At 65.2% G+C, this 15,888-nt stretch carries 14 protein-coding genes; 2 read left to right on the forward strand and 12 right to left on the reverse strand.

Annotation, left to right across the window (positions count from 1 at the left end; all coding sequences use genetic code 11):
- Positions 1–21: 21 nt before the first annotated feature.
- Positions 22–1,788 carry an ABC transporter transmembrane domain-containing protein gene (locus tag FB481_RS08620; RefSeq protein ID WP_147175999.1) on the reverse strand — a complete coding sequence of 589 codons (1,767 nt, stop codon included), beginning with the start codon at positions 1,786–1,788 and terminating at the stop codon, positions 22–24.
- Positions 1,789–1,946: 158 nt separating this feature from the next.
- Between FB481_RS08620 and FB481_RS08625 the strand changes: the two genes are divergently transcribed.
- On the forward strand, positions 1,947–3,668 hold the full coding sequence (locus tag FB481_RS08625) for an FAD-dependent oxidoreductase (RefSeq protein WP_147176001.1): 1,722 nt from the start codon (positions 1,947–1,949) through the stop codon (positions 3,666–3,668).
- Positions 3,669–3,722: 54 nt separating this feature from the next.
- Here FB481_RS08625 and pcaC read toward each other — a convergent pair whose 3' ends face one another.
- The 11 genes from pcaC to FB481_RS08680 form a co-directional block, all read right to left on the reverse strand.
- Complete coding sequence (gene pcaC / locus FB481_RS08630; protein ID WP_027910639.1) at positions 3,723–4,121, reverse strand: 4-carboxymuconolactone decarboxylase; 399 nt, start codon at positions 4,119–4,121, stop codon at positions 3,723–3,725.
- A gap of 58 nt (positions 4,122–4,179) precedes the next feature.
- Positions 4,180–4,971, reverse strand: coding sequence for a 3-oxoadipate enol-lactonase (pcaD, locus tag FB481_RS08635; protein ID WP_027910638.1), 792 nt, complete (start codon positions 4,969–4,971; stop codon positions 4,180–4,182).
- Between the two features lie 25 nt (positions 4,972–4,996).
- Entirely contained in the window at positions 4,997–6,361 is a 1,365-nt protein-coding gene (locus FB481_RS08640; protein ID WP_147176002.1) for a 3-carboxy-cis,cis-muconate cycloisomerase, read from the reverse strand.
- Positions 6,362–6,379: 18 nt separating this feature from the next.
- Complete coding sequence (locus tag FB481_RS08645; RefSeq protein WP_093506897.1) at positions 6,380–7,693, reverse strand: MFS family transporter; 1,314 nt, start codon at positions 7,691–7,693, stop codon at positions 6,380–6,382.
- A 378-nt stretch (positions 7,694–8,071) separates the two neighbouring features.
- Entirely contained in the window at positions 8,072–9,277 is a 1,206-nt protein-coding gene (gene pcaF / locus FB481_RS08650; protein ID WP_093506896.1) for a 3-oxoadipyl-CoA thiolase, read from the reverse strand.
- Complete coding sequence (locus tag FB481_RS08655; protein ID WP_093506894.1) at positions 9,274–10,056, reverse strand: CoA-transferase subunit beta; 783 nt, start codon at positions 10,054–10,056, stop codon at positions 9,274–9,276. The genes pcaF and FB481_RS08655 overlap by 4 nt, the downstream gene beginning before the upstream one ends.
- Entirely contained in the window at positions 10,056–10,907 is an 852-nt protein-coding gene (locus tag FB481_RS08660; protein WP_147176004.1) for a CoA transferase subunit A, read from the reverse strand. The genes FB481_RS08655 and FB481_RS08660 overlap by 1 nt, the downstream gene beginning before the upstream one ends.
- Before the next feature lie 136 nt (positions 10,908–11,043).
- Positions 11,044–12,000 (reverse strand): AraC family transcriptional regulator, encoded by a 957-nt coding sequence (locus FB481_RS08665; protein WP_147176006.1) that lies wholly within the window; start codon positions 11,998–12,000, stop codon positions 11,044–11,046.
- 238 nt (positions 12,001–12,238) lie between these two features.
- Complete coding sequence (gene catA / locus FB481_RS08670) at positions 12,239–13,168, reverse strand: catechol 1,2-dioxygenase (protein ID WP_147176008.1); 930 nt, start codon at positions 13,166–13,168, stop codon at positions 12,239–12,241.
- Between the two features lie 57 nt (positions 13,169–13,225).
- Positions 13,226–13,516, reverse strand: a complete 291-nt coding sequence (gene catC, locus FB481_RS08675; protein WP_074885032.1) for a muconolactone Delta-isomerase — start codon at positions 13,514–13,516, stop codon at positions 13,226–13,228.
- A 23-nt stretch (positions 13,517–13,539) separates the two neighbouring features.
- Positions 13,540–14,661: a muconate cycloisomerase family protein gene (locus FB481_RS08680; RefSeq protein ID WP_147176010.1), complete on the reverse strand. Its 1,122-nt coding sequence runs from the start codon at positions 14,659–14,661 to the stop codon at positions 13,540–13,542.
- A 224-nt stretch (positions 14,662–14,885) separates the two neighbouring features.
- Here FB481_RS08680 and FB481_RS08685 point away from each other — a divergent pair, with 224 nt between their 5' ends.
- On the forward strand, positions 14,886–15,761 hold the full coding sequence (locus FB481_RS08685; RefSeq protein WP_147176012.1) for a LysR family transcriptional regulator: 876 nt from the start codon (positions 14,886–14,888) through the stop codon (positions 15,759–15,761).
- Positions 15,762–15,888 lie beyond the last annotated feature (127 nt).

Consider the following 15,888-nt stretch of genomic DNA (forward strand, 5'->3'; position numbering starts at 1 on the left):
CCAATACTAGCGCCCTACCCCTTAACTCTTTTCGACGAACTGCAACTCGGCCAACCGCGCATACAGCGGGTTGCTGGCGACCAGTTCGGCGTGTTTACCCAGTGCCACCAACCGTCCATGATCGAAGACCGCGATGCGGTCGGCGCTCTTCACCGTGGCCAGGCGGTGGGCGATCACCAGGGTGGTGCGGCCACGCATCAGCTCCGGCAGCGCCTGCTGGATCAGGTGTTCGCTCTCGGCATCCAGGGCGCTGGTGGCTTCGTCGAGCAGCAGAATCGGGGCATCCACCAGCAAGGCGCGGGCAATCGCCAGGCGCTGCCGTTGGCCGCCTGAAAGCCCCAGGCCGGCATCGCCGAGATGGGTCTGATAACCCTGGGGCAAGCGCGCGATGAATTCATGGGCATGGGCCGCGCGGGCGGCGGCTTCCACGTCGGCATCGCCGGCGTCCGGATGCCCGTAGCGGATGTTGTCGGCTACGCTGCCGAAGAACAGCGCCGGGTGCTGGGAAACCAGCGCGAAGTTCTCGCGCAGGGCGTGCGGGTCGAGGCGCTCGATGGGCAGGCCGTCGATCAGGATGCGCCCCTGTAGCGGGTCGTAGAAGCGCAGCAGCAGGTCGAACAGCGTCGACTTGCCCGCGCCGGACGGGCCGACGATGGCCAGGGTTTCGCCCGGATCCACCGCCAGCGTGATGTCTTGTAACGCCAGGCTGTCGGGGCGCGTCGGGTAGGCGAAGGACAAATCCTGCACCTCGATACGGCCCTCCGCGGGCCGGACCGGAACCAGCGCGCCGTCGAGCGGCGCATGGATTTCGTTGCGCGCACTGAGCAGTTCGCTGATGCGCTCGGCAGCGCCCGCGGCGCGTTGCAACTCGCCGATCACCTCACTGAGGGTGCCGAACGACGAGCCGACGATCAGGCTGTAGAACACGAATGCCGCCAGCTCGCCGCCACTGATGCGCCCGGCGATCACGTCCATGCCGCCGACCCAGAGCATCACGCCCACGGCGCCGAGCACCAGCACGATCACCACGGTGATCAGCCAGGCGCGCTGGGCGACGCGCTTGCGGGCAGTGTCGAACGCCGCCTCGGCGGACAGGCCGAATCGCCGGCGGTCTTCGGCCTGATGGTTGTAGGCCTGCACTGTCTTGATCTGCCCGAGCACTTCGCTGACGTAGCTGCCGACATCGGCGATGCGATCCTGGCTCTGCCGCGACAGCTCACGCACACGGCGGCCGAACAGCAGGATCGGCGCCACCACCAGCGGCAGCGCGGCGAGCACGATGGCGCTGAGCTTGGGATTGGTGACCACCAGCAGGATCATGCCGCCGACCAGCATGATCAGGTTGCGCAGCGCCATCGACAGCGACGAGCCGATCACCGACTGCAGCAAGGTGGTATCGGCGGTCAGCCGCGACTGGATCTCCGAGGCGCGGTTGTGGGCGTAGAAGCCGGGGTGCAGGCCGACCAGATGATCGAACACGCGCTTGCGGATGTCCGCCACCACCCGCTCGCCCAGCCAGGAAACCAGGTAGAAGCGCGTGTAGGTCCCCACCGCCAGGGCCAGCACCAGCACGAAGAACAGCAGGATCGAATGGCGCAGCGCTTCCGGCGACTGAGTGGCCAGGCCCTGATCGACCAGCAGCTTGATGCCCTGCCCCATGGACAAGGTAATGGCGGCGGTGAACAGCAGCGCCAGCAGCGCACCGACCACGCGACCGCGATAAGGGGCGATAAACGCCCAGGATGTGCGCAGGGCACCGCGCTGGCGACCGGACAAAAGCGATTTCATGATGGGCTCGAAGGCTGATGGCGAGAGGGTTACAGCCCTTCAGATGGGGTCAGCCCGGGTAAACATCAAGCGCGGGCCCTGCGCTTGGCGGCGATCAGGGCTCCATTTAATATATGGAACTCGATTCCAAAAAAAATCATAAGCTACCAGGAGCGCCCATGCCCGCCGCCACCACCACTCCGCTTCCTCAACACTGCGACCTGCTGGTGGTCGGCTCGGGTGCCGCCGGGCTGGCTGCCGCGGTGACTGCCGCGTGGCATGGCCAGCGCGTCGTGCTGGTGGAAAAGGACGCCGTGTTCGGCGGCGCCACCGCCTGGTCCGGTGGTTGGGCCTGGGTTCCGCGCAACCCGCTGGCGCAGCGCGCCGGCATCCAGGAAGACATCGAGCAGCCGCTCACCTATCTGCGCCACGAGCTGGGCGAGCATTTTGACGAAGCGCGGGTCAGGGCCTTTCTCGACGACTGCCCGCAGATGGTGGCGTTCTTCGAACGGCACACCGCCCTGCAGTTCGCCGACGGCAACGGCATTCCCGACATGCATGGCGACACGCCCGGCGCCGCCACAGGTGGCCATCAGGTGATCGCCGCGCCCTATGACGGCCGCGAAGTACTCGACCTGCTGCCGCGCCTGCGCAGGACGCTGCGCGAAACCTCGTTCATGGGCATGCCGATCATGGCCGGCGCCGACCTGGCCGCCTTCCTGAGCATGACCCGCTCACCGAGAGCGCTGTGGCACGTGACCCGTCGCTTCGCCACCCACCTCTATCACCTGGCCCGTTATGGCCGCGCCATGCACCTGGTTAACGGCGTTGCGCTGGTCGCCCGGCTGGCCCGCTCGGCCGCCGACCTGGGCGTGACGATGATCGAGTCGGCACCGGTGATCAGCCTGCATCAGCAAGATGGTCGTATCAGCGGCGCCACGTTGCGCCGTGCGGACGGCGAGCACTTCATCGGTGCCCGTGCCGTGGTGCTGGCGGCCGGCGGTTTCCCCAACGATCCGCGGCGGCGCCAGCAGCTGTTTCCCCGCGATGCCAGCGGCGCAGACAATCTGGCCCTGCCGCCAACCGCCTGCTCCGGCGATGGCCTGCGCCTGGGCGAAGCGCTGGGTGCCCAGGTCGATACCCGGCTGAAATCGCCGGTAGCCTGGGCACCGGTGTCCCGGGTGCCACACCGCGACGGCAGCATCGGCCACTTCCCGCACATCATCGAGCGCGGCAAGCCTGGCATCATCGGCGTACTGGCCAACGGCAAGCGCTTCGTCAATGAAGCCCACGGCTATTACGACTACGTGGCGGCGATGGTCGAACAGGTGCCCGAGGACCAGCCGGTGTGTTCCTGGCTGATCTGCGATCACCGTTTCCAGCGCCGCTACGGTCTGGGCTTCGCCCGCCCGGCGCCCGTGCCGCTATGGCCAGTGCTGCGTAGCGGCTATCTGCAACGTGCGGCGACCATCGAGCAGTTGGCCCTCGACTGCGGCATCGACCCGGAGGGCCTGGCGAGCACAGTGGCCACGTTCAACCAACATGCCCGCAATGGCGAAGACCCACAGTTCGGGCGCGGCAGCACCGCCTTCAACCGCAAGCAGGGCGACCCGCTGCACCCTGGCGCCAACCCCTGCGTGGCGCCCATCGAGCATGGCCCGTTCTACGCGGTGAAGGTGCAGCCCGGCTGTTTCGGCACCTTCGCCGGGCTCAAGACCGACGGCAGCGCCCGGGTGCTGGATGCCGATGGCCAGCCGATCCCCGGCCTCTATGCCGCCGGCAGCGACATGGCCAGCGTGTTCGGCGGCCATTACCCCTCCGGCGGCATCAACCTGGGCCCGGCACTGACCTTCGGCTACGTTGCGGCCCGGCATGCGGCGGGCGCCAGTCAGAGCGAGTGATCGTCGGGCAATAAAAAGCCCCGCTTGGGCGGGGCTCTGCAGATCGTTGCGACGTCAGGCCTTGTTCAGTGACTCGACGCCGACTTCGTCCCACAGCTCTTCGGCCAGGTGGAAGGTGGCGTTGGCAGCCGGAATACCGCAGTAGATCGCGCTCTGCATGATCACTTCCTTGATTTCCTCGCGGGTCACGCCGTTGTTCTTGGCGGCCTTGAGGTGCAGCTTCAATTCACCCTCGCGGTTCATGCCGATCAGCATGGCGATGGTGATCAGACTGCGGGTGTGGCGCGGCAGGCCCGGGCGCGTCCAGATATCGCCCCAGGCATGACGGGTGATCATCTCCTGGAATTCCTCGTTGAACGGCGTCAGTTTTTCCAGGCTGCGGTCGACGTGGGCATCGCCCAGCACGGCGCGGCGTACTTGCATGCCGGCGTCGTAGCGTTGTTTCTCGTCCATCGGTGGCTCCATTTCTCTTCAGGGCGCGGGCGTCAAACGACGCCCACGCAAAGCTCGCTCAATTGGTTTGCAGAAAGCTCAGCACGCGCCCGGTGAACAGCTCACCAGCCTGCACGTTGGACAAGTGCGCAGCATCGAACTCGACCAGCTCGGCGCCGGCAATGCGCTCCTGCATGAAGCGGCCGTGCTCCGGTGTGGTCACCGCATCACCGGTGCCGCAAACGATCAGGGTCGGCGCATTGATGGCAGCGATCTGCTCGCGGTAATCGGCATCGCGCACCGCTGCGCAATTGCCGGCATAGCCTTGTGGCGAGGTCTGCGCCAGCATGGTAACGATGGGCTCGACCTTGCCCGGTTCGGCCTTGGCGAACGCCGGGGTGAACCAGCGCTCGATGGAGGCATCACGCAGATCGCGCATGGCCTTCTCGCCGCCCTTGAGCACCGTGTCGATACGGGTGTTCCACACCTCATCATTGCCGATCTTGGCGGCGGTGTTGCACAGCACCAGGCGATCCACGCGAGAAGGCGCGTTGATCGCCAGCCACTGGCCAATCAGGCCGCCCATGGACAGACCGCAGAAATGCGCCTTGTCGATGTTCAGGGCATCGAGCAGTGCCAGAACGTCGCGGCCGTTCTGCTCGATGCTGTAGAAGCCGGGCGTGACCAGCGACTGACCGTGGCCACGGGTGTCATAACGCAGCACCCGGAAGTATTTAGTGAACGCCGCAATCTGCGCATCCCACATATGCAGGTTGGTGCCCAGGGAGTTGGACAGCACCAGCACCGGGGCGTCGGCCGGGCCTTCGAGCAGGTAGTTCAGGTCGCCATCGGCGAGGGAAACGACAGGCATGACAATCTCCTAACGGGAAAACGGTTCAGTGATTCGCGCTGCGGTGCAGGGCTACGGCGCGGTCGACCCAGCGCTGCGCCTGGCCCAGGTAATGGGCCGGATCGAGCAGGCGGTCCAGCTCATCGGCGGACAGTTGGGCGCTGACCTCGGCGTTGGCGCCGAGCACGGCGCGCAAGTGTGCACCCTCCTTCACCGCCTGCTTGCAGCATTGCTCGACCAGATGGTGGGCAGCGTCACGACCGATGCGTTGCGCCAGGGCGATGCTCACCGCCTCGGCCAGCACCAGGCCGCGGGTCAATTCGAGGTTGGTGGCCATGCGCTCGGCGTCCACTTCCAGGCCCGGCACCAGGATCAGCGCCTGCTGCAGGGCGCCGGAGACTAGGCAGCAAAGCTCCGGCAGCGTCTCCCACTCGGCGTGCCACAACCCCAGGCTGCGCTCGTGCTCCTGGGGCATGGCCGCGAACATGGTGGCGACCAGCCCGGGCGCGCGGGTGGCGGCGCCGATCAACACCGCCGCGCCCACCGGGTTGCGCTTGTGCGGCATGGTCGAGGAGCCGCCCTTGCCCGGCGCCGAGGGCTCGAACAGCTCGCCGGCTTCGGTCTGCATCAATAGGCTCAGGTCGCGGCCCAGCTTGCCGAGACTGCCGGCGATCAGGCCGAGCAGGCTGGCGAACTCGACCAGGCGATCACGCTGGGTGTGCCAGGGCTGCTCGGGCAGTTGCAGGTCCAGTTCGGCGGCCAGTGCGCCGGCCACCGCCCAGGCCTTGTCGCCGAGCGCCGCCAGGCTGCCAGAGGCGCCGCCGAACTGCAGGCACAGCAGGCGCGGTTTGATTTCGTCGAGGCGCTGACGATGACGATCGATGGCGCCCAGCCAGCCGGCGATCTTCATGCCCAGGGTCACCGGCGTGGCATGCTGCAGCCAGGTACGCCCGGCCATCGGCGTTGCCGCATGGCGCTGGGCCTGCTCGGCCAGTTGCCGGCTCAAGGTCTCGAGGTCACGCTCCAACAGTTCGATGGCGGTGCGCAGCTGCAGCACCAGGCCGCTGTCCATGGCGTCCTGGCTGGTGGCGCCCAGATGCACGTAGCGCTCGGCCTCGGGGTTGCTCGCCGCGATGCGTTTGCCGAGGGCCTTGACCAGCGGAATCGCCGAGTTGCCGGCACTGCCGATGGCGATGGCCAAAGCCTCGAAGTCATAGAGTTCAGCGCGGCAGGCGGCCTGAATATCGGCCACAACCGCATGCGGAATCACGCCCGCTGCCGCTTCGGCCCGGGCCAGCGCTGCCTCGAAGTCGAGCATGCCTTGCACACGCCCCTGGTCGCTGAACACCTCGCGCATCGGCGCACTGGTGAAGTAGGCATCGAACAGCTGGCTAGCGGGCCTGGAACTCATACAGCGGACACTCCGTGGTCAATGATCGTGGTGCAGGTAGCTGGCCTGGCGCGGCAGGCGCAGGCTGACCAGAAAGGCCAGCACCATCATGCCTGATACATACCAGTAGAAGGTCTGTTCCATGCCGATAGATTTCAGTCCCAGGGCAACGTATTCCGCCGAGCCGCCGAACAATGCGTTGGCCACCGCGTAAGCCAGGCCGACGCCCAGGGCGCGCACCTCCGGCGGGAACATCTCGGCCTTCACCAGACCGCTGATCGAGGTATACAGGCTGACGATGGCCAGCGCCGCGATGATCAGCAGAAAGGCCATCACCGGGCTCTGCACGGTGTGCAGCAAGGCCAGGATCGGCCAGGTGCAGATCGCACCGAGGGCGCCGAACCAGAGCATCGAGGCGCGGCGCCCGATACGGTCGGACAGCGCACCGAACAGCGGCTGCATGAGCATGAACAGGAACAGTGCGCCGGTCATGATGCCGCTGGCGGTCTTGGCGCTCATGCCGGCCGAGTTGACCAGGTACTTCTGCATGTAGGTGGTAAAGGTGTAGAAGATCAGCGAGCCACCGGCGGTGTAGCCCAGCACGGTGAAGAACGCGGCCTTGTGGTGCTTGAACAGGTAGGCGACGCTGCCCGATTCCTTGTTGCCGATCTGGTCTTGCTTGGCGGTTTCGTCCAGCGAGCGACGCAGATAGAAAGCCACCACTGCCGCCATGGCGCCGATCACGAATGGGATGCGCCAGCCCCAGGCCCGCAGCTCGTCTTCACTGAGCGCCTGCTGCAGGATCACCACCACCAGCACGGCCAGCAACTGGCCGCCAATCAGGGTGACGTACTGGAACGAGGCGTAAAAGCCGCGTTGGCCCTTGAGCGCCACTTCGCTCATGTAGGTGGCGGTGGTGCCATACTCGCCACCCACCGACAGGCCCTGGAACAGCCGCGCCAGCAACAGCAGCGCAGGCGCCAGGGTGCCGATGCTGCTGTAGGTGGGCAGGCAGGCGATGGCCAACGAGCCCAGGCACATCATCAGCACCGAGATCATCATCGAGACCTTGCGGCCGTATTTGTCCGCCACACGGCCAAATACCCAGCCGCCGATTGGCCGCATCAGAAAGCCGGCAGCGAAAACGCCAGCGGTATTGAGCAACTGCACGGTGGGGTCGTCGGAAGGAAAAAAGGCCGGCGCGAAGTAGATCGCGCAGAAGGCATACACGTAAAAGTCGAACCATTCGACCAGGTTGCCCGACGAGGCACCAACGATGGCGAAGATGCGCTTGCGGCGCTCTTCCGGGCTGTAGTTGGGGGCTTCGTACGCCGTGCTGGTATCAGTAGTCATTGTGGATACTCACTGGTAGGAAACGGAACGATCCCTACTCCGACCCCATCTGTAACCAAATGATTCGTCATTTTAGGTCGCCCATCCCCACCGGGGCACGGGGTCGTGGACCGTGACCTGGTGAGGACAAACGAAACTTCGAAAATCGCCTTAGCAATAGAGCTGATAGCTTGGTCATGATCCTGGGAGCGGGCCATGCCCGCGAATCGGGCGCATGGCGCCCCCCCACAGGATATGCGGCCGACCTCGAAACGTAGCCGTAGGGTGGACGACGCTTCACCTACGCGGCCCGCCCCGTCCACCGCCGCAATCGCAATGGTGGATGAAAAAGCACCATCCACCCTACGAGGCTACCAAGACAAACGGCCGATTCCGCGATCAAACCCGCTCGATAGCCAATGCCAGCCCCTGCCCCACGCCCACGCACATGGTCGCCAGGCCGAGCTTGCCGCCGGTCTTTTCCAGATGGTGCACCGCGGTCAGCACCAGGCGGTTGCCGCTCATGCCCAGCGGGTGGCCGAGGGCGATGGCGCCGCCGTTCGGGTTGACCTTGGGGCTGTCGTCCGGCAGACCGAGGTCGCGGGTCACTGCCAGGCCCTGGGCCGCGAAGGCTTCGTTCAGCTCGATCACGTCGAAGGCATCGATGTCCAGATTCAGGCGCGTCAGCAGCTTGCGCACCGCCGGCACCGGGCCGACGCCCATGATGCGCGGGGCAACGCCGCCGCTGGCCATGCCCAGCACTTTGGCACGGGGCTTGAGGCCGTACTGTTCAACGGCTTCGGCCGAGGCCAGGATCATCGCCGAGGCGCCATCGTTGAGGCCCGAGGCGTTGCCGGCGGTGACGGTCTTGTCGGGGCCGTTGACCGGTTTGAGCTTGGCCAGGCCTTCGGCCGTGGTGTCGGCACGCGGGTGCTCGTCACGGTCGACGACGATCTCGCCCTTCTTGGTCTTGATCACCACCGGGACGATCTCCTCGGCGTAGTAACCGGCTTCCTGGGCCGCCGCTGCACGCTGCTGGCTGCGCAGGCCGAAGGCGTCCTGGTCGGCACGGCTGACGCCATAGTCCTCGGCAACGTTGTCACCGGTGACCGGCATCGGGTCGACGCCGTACTGTTCTTTCATCGCCGGGTTGACGAAGCGCCAGCCCAGGGTGGTGTCTTCCAGCTTCTGGCCGCGGCCAAAGGCGCTGTCTGCCTTGCCCATCACGTAGGGCGCGCGGGTCATCGACTCGACGCCGGCAGCAATGGCCAGTTCCATTTCGCCCGAGGCGATGGCACGGAAGGCAGCGCCGACCGCTTCCATGCCCGAGGCGCACAGGCGATTGAGGGTCACGCCCGGCACGGTTTCCGGCAGGCCGGCGAGCAGCAGCGCCATCCGCGCGACGTTGCGGTTGTCTTCGCCGGACTGGTTGGCGCAGCCCATGAAAACCTCATCGACCGCCGACCAATCGACTTGCGGGTTACGCTCGATCAGGGCCTTGAGCGGGATCGCTGCCAGGTCGTCGGCACGCACCGCGGACAGCGCGCCGTTGAGGCGACCAATCGGCGTGCGGATGGCGTCGCAGATGAAGACTTCGCGGCTCATTCGTCACCTCCTTTCTGGCCGTGGGCCTCGGCGGTGCGCGCTTCCAGGTCACGCAGCGCAGCCAGCTCCTCGGCTTTCGGCGCCTCGGTGGTGGTCACGTTGTCGGCGAAACGGATCTGCCAGCCGGTGTTCTCGATCACCTGCTCACGGGTCACGCCCGGGTGCAGCGAAGTGACGATGAATTCGTTGCTGCCGGCTTCCGGCTCCATGATGCACAGGTCGGTGATGATCGCCACCGGGCCGTCACCCGGCAGGCCGAGACGCTTGCGATGATCACCGCCCTCGCCGTGGCCGACCGAGGTGATGAACGCCAGCTTGTCGACGAAAGTGCGGTGACCCTGTTTGAGGATGATCAGCACTTTCTTGGCACTGCCGGCAATCTCCGGTGCGCCACCGGCGCCCGGCAGACGAACTTTCGGCGCGTGGTAGTCGCCAATCACGGTGGTGTTGATGTTGCCGAACTTGTCGACCTGGGCGGCGCCGAGGAAGCCGACGTCGATGCGCCCGCCCTGCAGCCAGTAGCGGAAGATTTCGCCGGTCGGCACCACGGTGTCGGCGGTTTCCGCCAGCTCGCCGTCACCGATGGACAGCGGCAGCACGCTCGGCTTTGCACCGATCGGGCCGGATTCATAGATCAGCACCACTTCCGGGGCATGGGTCAGACGCGCCAGGTTGGCGGCCTTGGACGGCAGGCCGATGCCGACGAAGCAGACGCTGCCATTGCCGAGGCGGCGTGCGGCGGCCACGGTCATCATTTCATTGGTGTTGAAATCGCTCATCACTTGGCCTCCCCATTAACCTTCGCCTGGTATTGCGCAAAATCCTCGGTGCCACGGATGTATTCGTCGATCCAGGCGGTGAAGGTTTCACGGTCGCGGGCAATCGGGTCCCAGGCCTGGTAGAAGCGGTTGTCGCGCTCATAATAACCGTGGGCGTAGGACGGATGGGCGCCACCGGGTACCACGCAGACCGCGGTGATGGCCCAGGTCGGCAGCACGCAGGCATTCATCGGTGCCTGGAGATCGTCGACGATTTCCTCGACGGTGACGATGCAACGCTTGGCCGCCAGTGCGGCTTCCTTCTGCACGCCCAGGATGCCCTGGATCAGCACGTTGCCCTTGCGGTCGGCCTTCTGCGCGTGGATCACGGTGACGTCCGGACGCACACTGGGGATCGCGGCGAGCTTCTCGCCGGTGAACGGGCATTCGATGAACTTGATGTCCGGGTTGACCTTGACCAGGTCCGAACCCTGATAGCCGCGCAGCACCGCAAATGGCAGGTTGGAGGCGCCGGAGACGTAGGCATTGGCCATGGCGGCGTGGCTGTGTTCGCTGATTTCCAGCTTGTGCGGCCAGTGTTTCTCGACGGCGTCACGCAGGCGGTGCAGCGAACCGACACCGGGGTTGCCGCCCCAGGAGAACACCAGCTTCTTGGCGCAACCGGCACCGATCAACAGATCGTAGACCAGGTCGGGGGTCATGCGCACCAGGGTCAGATCCTTCTTGTTCTGACGGATCAGCTCGTGGGAAGCAGCGGTCGGAATCAGGTGGGTGAAGCCTTCGAGGGCAACGGTGTCGCCATCGTGAACGAAGCGTTCGACCGCTTCGCGCAGGGAGAGAATCTCAGCCATGGTCGTTCTCGTCTTGTTGCTCTGGGTGCTGGGCGGCGGGTGTGCCGTATGGTCACAAGGTACTCACCCAATAGCCTGCTAACAATCCGATAATCGACTATCCGTTCGATAATCGAACGAGACTTGTGTTCGCCTTTTAGCGGTTGCGCTTGTAGGTCTCAGACGGCAGCTCACCAAAGCGGCGACGGTAGGCTTCGGCGAAGCGACCCAGGTGCAGGAAGCCGTGATCCAGGGCGATTTCGGTGACGCTGCGCACCGCGCTTGCTGGGTCGAGCAGCTGGGCGTGGATTCTGTCGAGCTTGCGCTGGCGCACGTAATCCCTGGGGCTGATGCCGGCGTGGCGCTCGAACAGCGCATACAGCGAACGCTCGCTGACCCTTGCTACGGCCAACAGCTGCTCGATGCCGATGTCCTGGGTGAGGTTCTGCTCGATGTAATCGACCACCTGCTCGAACGAGCTGGTCTGAGCCCGGGGCTGCACGCGCTGCACATTATTGCCGAGCAGACCGAGCAGCTTGCTGGCGATGATGCGCACGTAATGCTCCTGCACCTGGGGCATGCTGGAGGCCGCTTCGGCTTCCTGGCAGATCAGCATCAGCAAGTTGGAGAAGCCCTCCAGCTCGCGCATGTCGTGGCGTGCCGCGGTGAAGCGAATGCCGCTCTGCGGCAGCATCCAGCGGTTTTCCAGGCAGGTGTTCTCGAACAGGCTGACCGGCAGCTTGACGATGAATTTCTCGCAGTCGGCCGAATAGGTCAGGTCCACCGGGTCGTCCGGGTTTATCAGTAGCAACTCGCCGGGCACGAAGAAGTGCTCCTGGCCGCGGTACTGCGAACGGCAGTTGCCCTTGAGCAGTACCTGCAGGTGATAGATGGTTTCCAGCGCCGGCGAGGTGACGCGCACGCTGCCGCCATAACTGATGCGGCACAGGTCGAGGCTGGCGAACTTGCGGTGATTGAGGCTCGCTTCGGGAAAACCCGTGGTCGGCAGGCGAATGCAATGGGCACCGACGTGCAGATTGACGTAGTCGGACACCGTGTAAGGGTCGGCGCGCTCGAACACCTGGCTGCGCGCGCTCAGCAGGAAATCGCTCATCATCAGGCCTCGTTGTTTTTCTTATAAGGCTAAATCGCCGCCATCGGGCAATCCACTAATCGTCCGGCGATTCTAACCATCCCCCTGGCAGGCGATACGCCAGCGTGACAAAGGGTTACATCTCTTTCGCCGCCATTCAGTGTGACCGTTCAATGCAGGACGCCGCGCGGCCCCTCGCCTGCCCGGCAAGGCAGATGAACGGCAGCGCGGCACCTCGCCCTGCTGGGCGGCGCGGGGCTTATACCTCCAGCGCGCGAACCCGCTCGTGGCGTTTCTGCGCCTTGGGCTCGGTGGTGGACTGCAGGGTGAAATCGAACTCGATTTCGGCGAAGCGACCTTCTACACCGTAAGCCTTGGCACGCGCCGCATCGTCGGAGAAGTCGATCCTGGCGATCAGCTCGTCACGGGTGGCGTAGGCGAAGTCGTCGTGCAGGTACTTGTCGCCATCCAGGTTGATCTGGGTGGTCAGGTGGCGATGGCCGGGCGCGGAAATGAAGAAGTGCACGTGGGCCGGACGCTGACCATGGCGGCCGAGCTGGTCGAGCAGCTGCTGGGTCGGGCCATCGGGCGGGCAGCCGTAGCCGGACGGCACGATGCTGCGGAAACGATAACGGCCTTCGGCGTCGGTCTCGATGCGGCGGCGCAGGTTGAACTCCGATTGCGCCGGGTCGAAATACGAATAGGTGCCACGGGTATTGGCATGCCATACGTCGACGATGGCACCAGCCAACGGCTTACCGTTGGTGTCGAACACCCGCCCCTGCATGAACAGCGGCGTGCCAGCATCAGTGCCGTCGTCCAGGCGCGCTTCGCCCTTGCTCAGCGGCGCGCCGGCCACGTAAAGCGGGCCTTCGATGGTGCGCGGGGTGCCGCCGGTGTGGCCGGCCTCTTCGTCCTCGGCGTCCATCAGCATGTCCAGGTAGTGCTCGACACCGAGGCCGGCAACCACCAGCCCGGCTTCCTGGCGTGCGCCGAGCTCGTTCAGGTAGTTGACCGCTTTCCAGAATTCTTCCGGGGTGATCTGCAGGTCTTCGATGATCTTCGCCGTGTCATTGAGTACACGGTGAATCACCGTCTTCATACGGGCATTGCCCTTGTCGTTGGTGAAGCCGGCGGCATCTTCGAAGAACTTCTGCACTTCGACGGTCTGGGCGATACGTACGGTCATGGCGTGTTTCCTCATCTTGTTGTTGTGGTGATCGGATCAGGCGAGTGATGGCGCCGATCAGCGATCGTCATCGTGGATCGAGGACGGGTGGCGACACAGCGCCATGACCTCGATGTCCATGTACGGGTACAGCGGCAGCTGCATCAGCGTGTCATGCAGGGCCTGGGCGTCGGCCACGTCGAAGATGCTGACATTGGCGTAAAGTCCGGCGATGCGCCACAGGTGACGCCAGGTGCCTTCGCGCTGCAGGCGCTGGGCCAGTTCCTTTTCGTCGGCCTTGAGGCGGGCGGCCTGCTCGGCCGGCATGTCGGTGGGCAGTTTGACGGTCATGCGCACGTGAAACAGCATGGCTTTCTCCTTGTGGGTTCGGTTCAGCGGCGGCTGAAGCGCTGCAGGCGTTCTTCGTCCAGGCTCACACCGAGGCCCGGCGTGGTCGGGATCTTCAGTTCGAAATCGCGGTACACCGGCACCTCGACGAGGATGTCCTCGGTCAGCAGCAGCGGGCCGAACAGTTCGGTGTGCCATTCCAGCTTGCTCAGGGTGGCGAAGGCATGGGCCGAGGCCAGGGTGCCGACGCTGCCTTCGAGCATGGTGCCGCCGTACAGGCCGATGCCCGCCGCTTCGGCGATGTAGGCACTGCGCAGCACGGCGCGCGGGCCGCCGTTCTTGGCGATCTTCAGGGCGAACACCGGCGCGGCGCCGCCGCGGGCCAGATTGAAGCTGTCCTCGACGCTCTCGATGGCTTCGTCGGCCATGATCGGCGCCGGGCTGCGGGCGCTAACGCGGGCCTGGGCGAGCACGTCCTGGCGCGGTATCGGTTGCTCGATCAAGTCGACGCCGGCATCACCGAGGGCCTGGCAGGCGCGAATGGCCACCGCCTCGCTCCACGCCTGGTTGACGTCCACCCGTACACTGGCACGGTCGCCCAGGGCGCGCTTGATCGCGGCGACGTGGGCGATGTCCAGCGCCGCCTCGCGGCTGCCGATCTTCAGTTTGAAAACCCGGTGGCGACGCAGGTCGAGCATGCGCTCGGCCTCGTCGATGTCTTTGGCGGTATCGCCGCTGGCCAGCGTCCAAGCCACTTCGAGGCCGTCGCGCACGCGGCCACCGAGCAATTCGGCGACCGGCAGCCCGAGGCGCTTGCCCTGGGCATCGAGCAGCGCGGTTTCCACCGCCGAACGGGCAAAGGTGTTGGCGCGCACGCTGCGGTCGATGCGCAGCATGGCGGCATTGATGTTGCCGGCCGGCTGGCCGATCAGCAGCGGTGCGAAATAGGTATCGATGTTGGTCTTGATGCTTTCCGGGCTTTCCCCGGCATAGGCCAGACCGCCGATGGTGGTCGCTTCGCCGACACCTTCGATACCGTCGCTACAGCGCAAGCGCAGGATGACCAGGGTCTGCTGCTGCATGGTATGCATGGCCAGCTTGTGCGGGCGAATGGTGGGCAAGTCGACGATGAGGGTGTCGAGGCTTTCGATCAGCGGGAGGCTCATGGGCGATGATCCGTATGCGCGGCAATGCCACGAGCCGTCGCCTGCGAAGTGGCGCACTGCGGCGCTCCCTTCACGAGGTCGGCCAGCAGCGGGCGAGAAGAGCAAGGGATGCGAGGAAGCACGGGCATGTCCTTCAGGTTTTATTTTTGTCTGGGCACAGATTGACCTCAGCAAATCAGGCAGTCCAATATTGAATCGGTCTGGTTTCATACCCTGGAGGTATCATGGAGCTGCGCCATCTGCGCTACTTCCGCGTGCTGGCGGAAACGCTCAATTTCACCCGTGCGGCCGAGCGCCTGCATATCGCTCAGCCACCGCTGAGCCGGCAGATTCAGCAACTGGAAGACGAATTAGGCGTGGCATTGATCGAACGCGGCAGGCCGCTGCGCCTGACCGAAGCCGGGCGCTTCTTCTACGAACATTCCGTGCAGTTGCTCGAGCAACTGGGCCGCGTCAGCGATGACACCCGGCGCATCGCCGAAGGCCAGCGGCGCTGGTTCGGCATCGGCTTCGCGCCCTCGACCTTGTACGGCGCGCTGCCCGAGCTGATCCGCCAACTGCGCGGCGAGGCCGCCATCGAACTGGGTTTGTCCGAGCTGACCACGTTGCCCCAGGTGGAAGCGCTCAAACGCGGCCGTATCGATATCGGCTTCGGGCGCATCCATATCGAAGACCCGGCCATCGTTCAGGAAGTGATCCGCCAGGACCCGCTGGTCGCCGCCCTGCCCGCCGGCCATCGATTGCTGGTCGCTCCGGCTTCGCTGGAGGAACTGGCCCGCGAGCCGTTCGTGCTCTACCCCGCCTCGCCACGACCCAGCTACGCCGACCATGTGCTGGCGCTGTTCGCCCGAAACGACCTGAAGATCCGCGTGGCGCAGATGACCAACGAACTGCAGACCGCCATCGGCCTGGTCGCCGCCGGCATCGGCATCAGCCTGGTGCCCGCCTCCGTGCAGCGCCTGCACCGCGACGATATCGGCTACACGCCATTGCTCGACGCCAGTGCCACGTCACCCATCGTGATCAGCTACCGCAAGAACGATAATTCGCCACTGCTCAGGCGCTGCCTGAAGCTGGTGAAGAATCTGGATAGTGAGTAAGAGCGATTGGCAAGCCGAGTTGCCAAGCCCATTGGCACGAAAAGCATCGCGGGCATGGACTGGGCGTCCCCGCCCGCTCCCACGGATGCTGTTCTCCAGCCCGTAGGATGGGTGGAACCCATCAAAC

Origin of the sequence: Pseudomonas sp. AG1028 (assembly GCF_007993955.1) — a bacterium.
Taxonomy (GTDB): Bacteria; Pseudomonadota; Gammaproteobacteria; order Pseudomonadales; family Pseudomonadaceae; genus Aquipseudomonas; species Aquipseudomonas straminea.

Excerpts from the sequence above, each read along its gene's own strand:
- FB481_RS08620 (WP_147175999.1), bottom strand. The coding sequence starts at position 1,788 with ATGAAATCGCTTTTGTCCGGTCGCCAGCGCGGTGCCCTGCGCACATCC.
- FB481_RS08625 (WP_147176001.1), top strand. The coding sequence starts at position 1,947 with ATGCCCGCCGCCACCACCACTCCGCTTCCTCAACACTGCGACCTGCTG.
- pcaC (WP_027910639.1), bottom strand. The coding sequence starts at position 4,121 with ATGGACGAGAAACAACGCTACGACGCCGGCATGCAAGTACGCCGCGCC.
- pcaD (WP_027910638.1), bottom strand. The coding sequence starts at position 4,971 with ATGCCTGTCGTTTCCCTCGCCGATGGCGACCTGAACTACCTGCTCGAA.
- FB481_RS08640 (WP_147176002.1), bottom strand. The coding sequence starts at position 6,361 with ATGAGTTCCAGGCCCGCTAGCCAGCTGTTCGATGCCTACTTCACCAGT.
- FB481_RS08645 (WP_093506897.1), bottom strand. The coding sequence starts at position 7,693 with ATGACTACTGATACCAGCACGGCGTACGAAGCCCCCAACTACAGCCCG.
- pcaF (WP_093506896.1), bottom strand. The coding sequence starts at position 9,277 with ATGAGCCGCGAAGTCTTCATCTGCGACGCCATCCGCACGCCGATTGGT.
- FB481_RS08655 (WP_093506894.1), bottom strand. The coding sequence starts at position 10,056 with ATGAGCGATTTCAACACCAATGAAATGATGACCGTGGCCGCCGCACGC.
- FB481_RS08660 (WP_147176004.1), bottom strand. The coding sequence starts at position 10,907 with ATGGCTGAGATTCTCTCCCTGCGCGAAGCGGTCGAACGCTTCGTTCAC.
- FB481_RS08665 (WP_147176006.1), bottom strand. The coding sequence starts at position 12,000 with ATGAGCGATTTCCTGCTGAGCGCGCGCAGCCAGGTGTTCGAGCGCGCC.
- catA (WP_147176008.1), bottom strand. The coding sequence starts at position 13,168 with ATGACCGTACGTATCGCCCAGACCGTCGAAGTGCAGAAGTTCTTCGAA.
- catC (WP_074885032.1), bottom strand. The coding sequence starts at position 13,516 with ATGCTGTTTCACGTGCGCATGACCGTCAAACTGCCCACCGACATGCCG.
- FB481_RS08680 (WP_147176010.1), bottom strand. The coding sequence starts at position 14,661 with ATGAGCCTCCCGCTGATCGAAAGCCTCGACACCCTCATCGTCGACTTG.
- FB481_RS08685 (WP_147176012.1), top strand. The coding sequence starts at position 14,886 with ATGGAGCTGCGCCATCTGCGCTACTTCCGCGTGCTGGCGGAAACGCTC.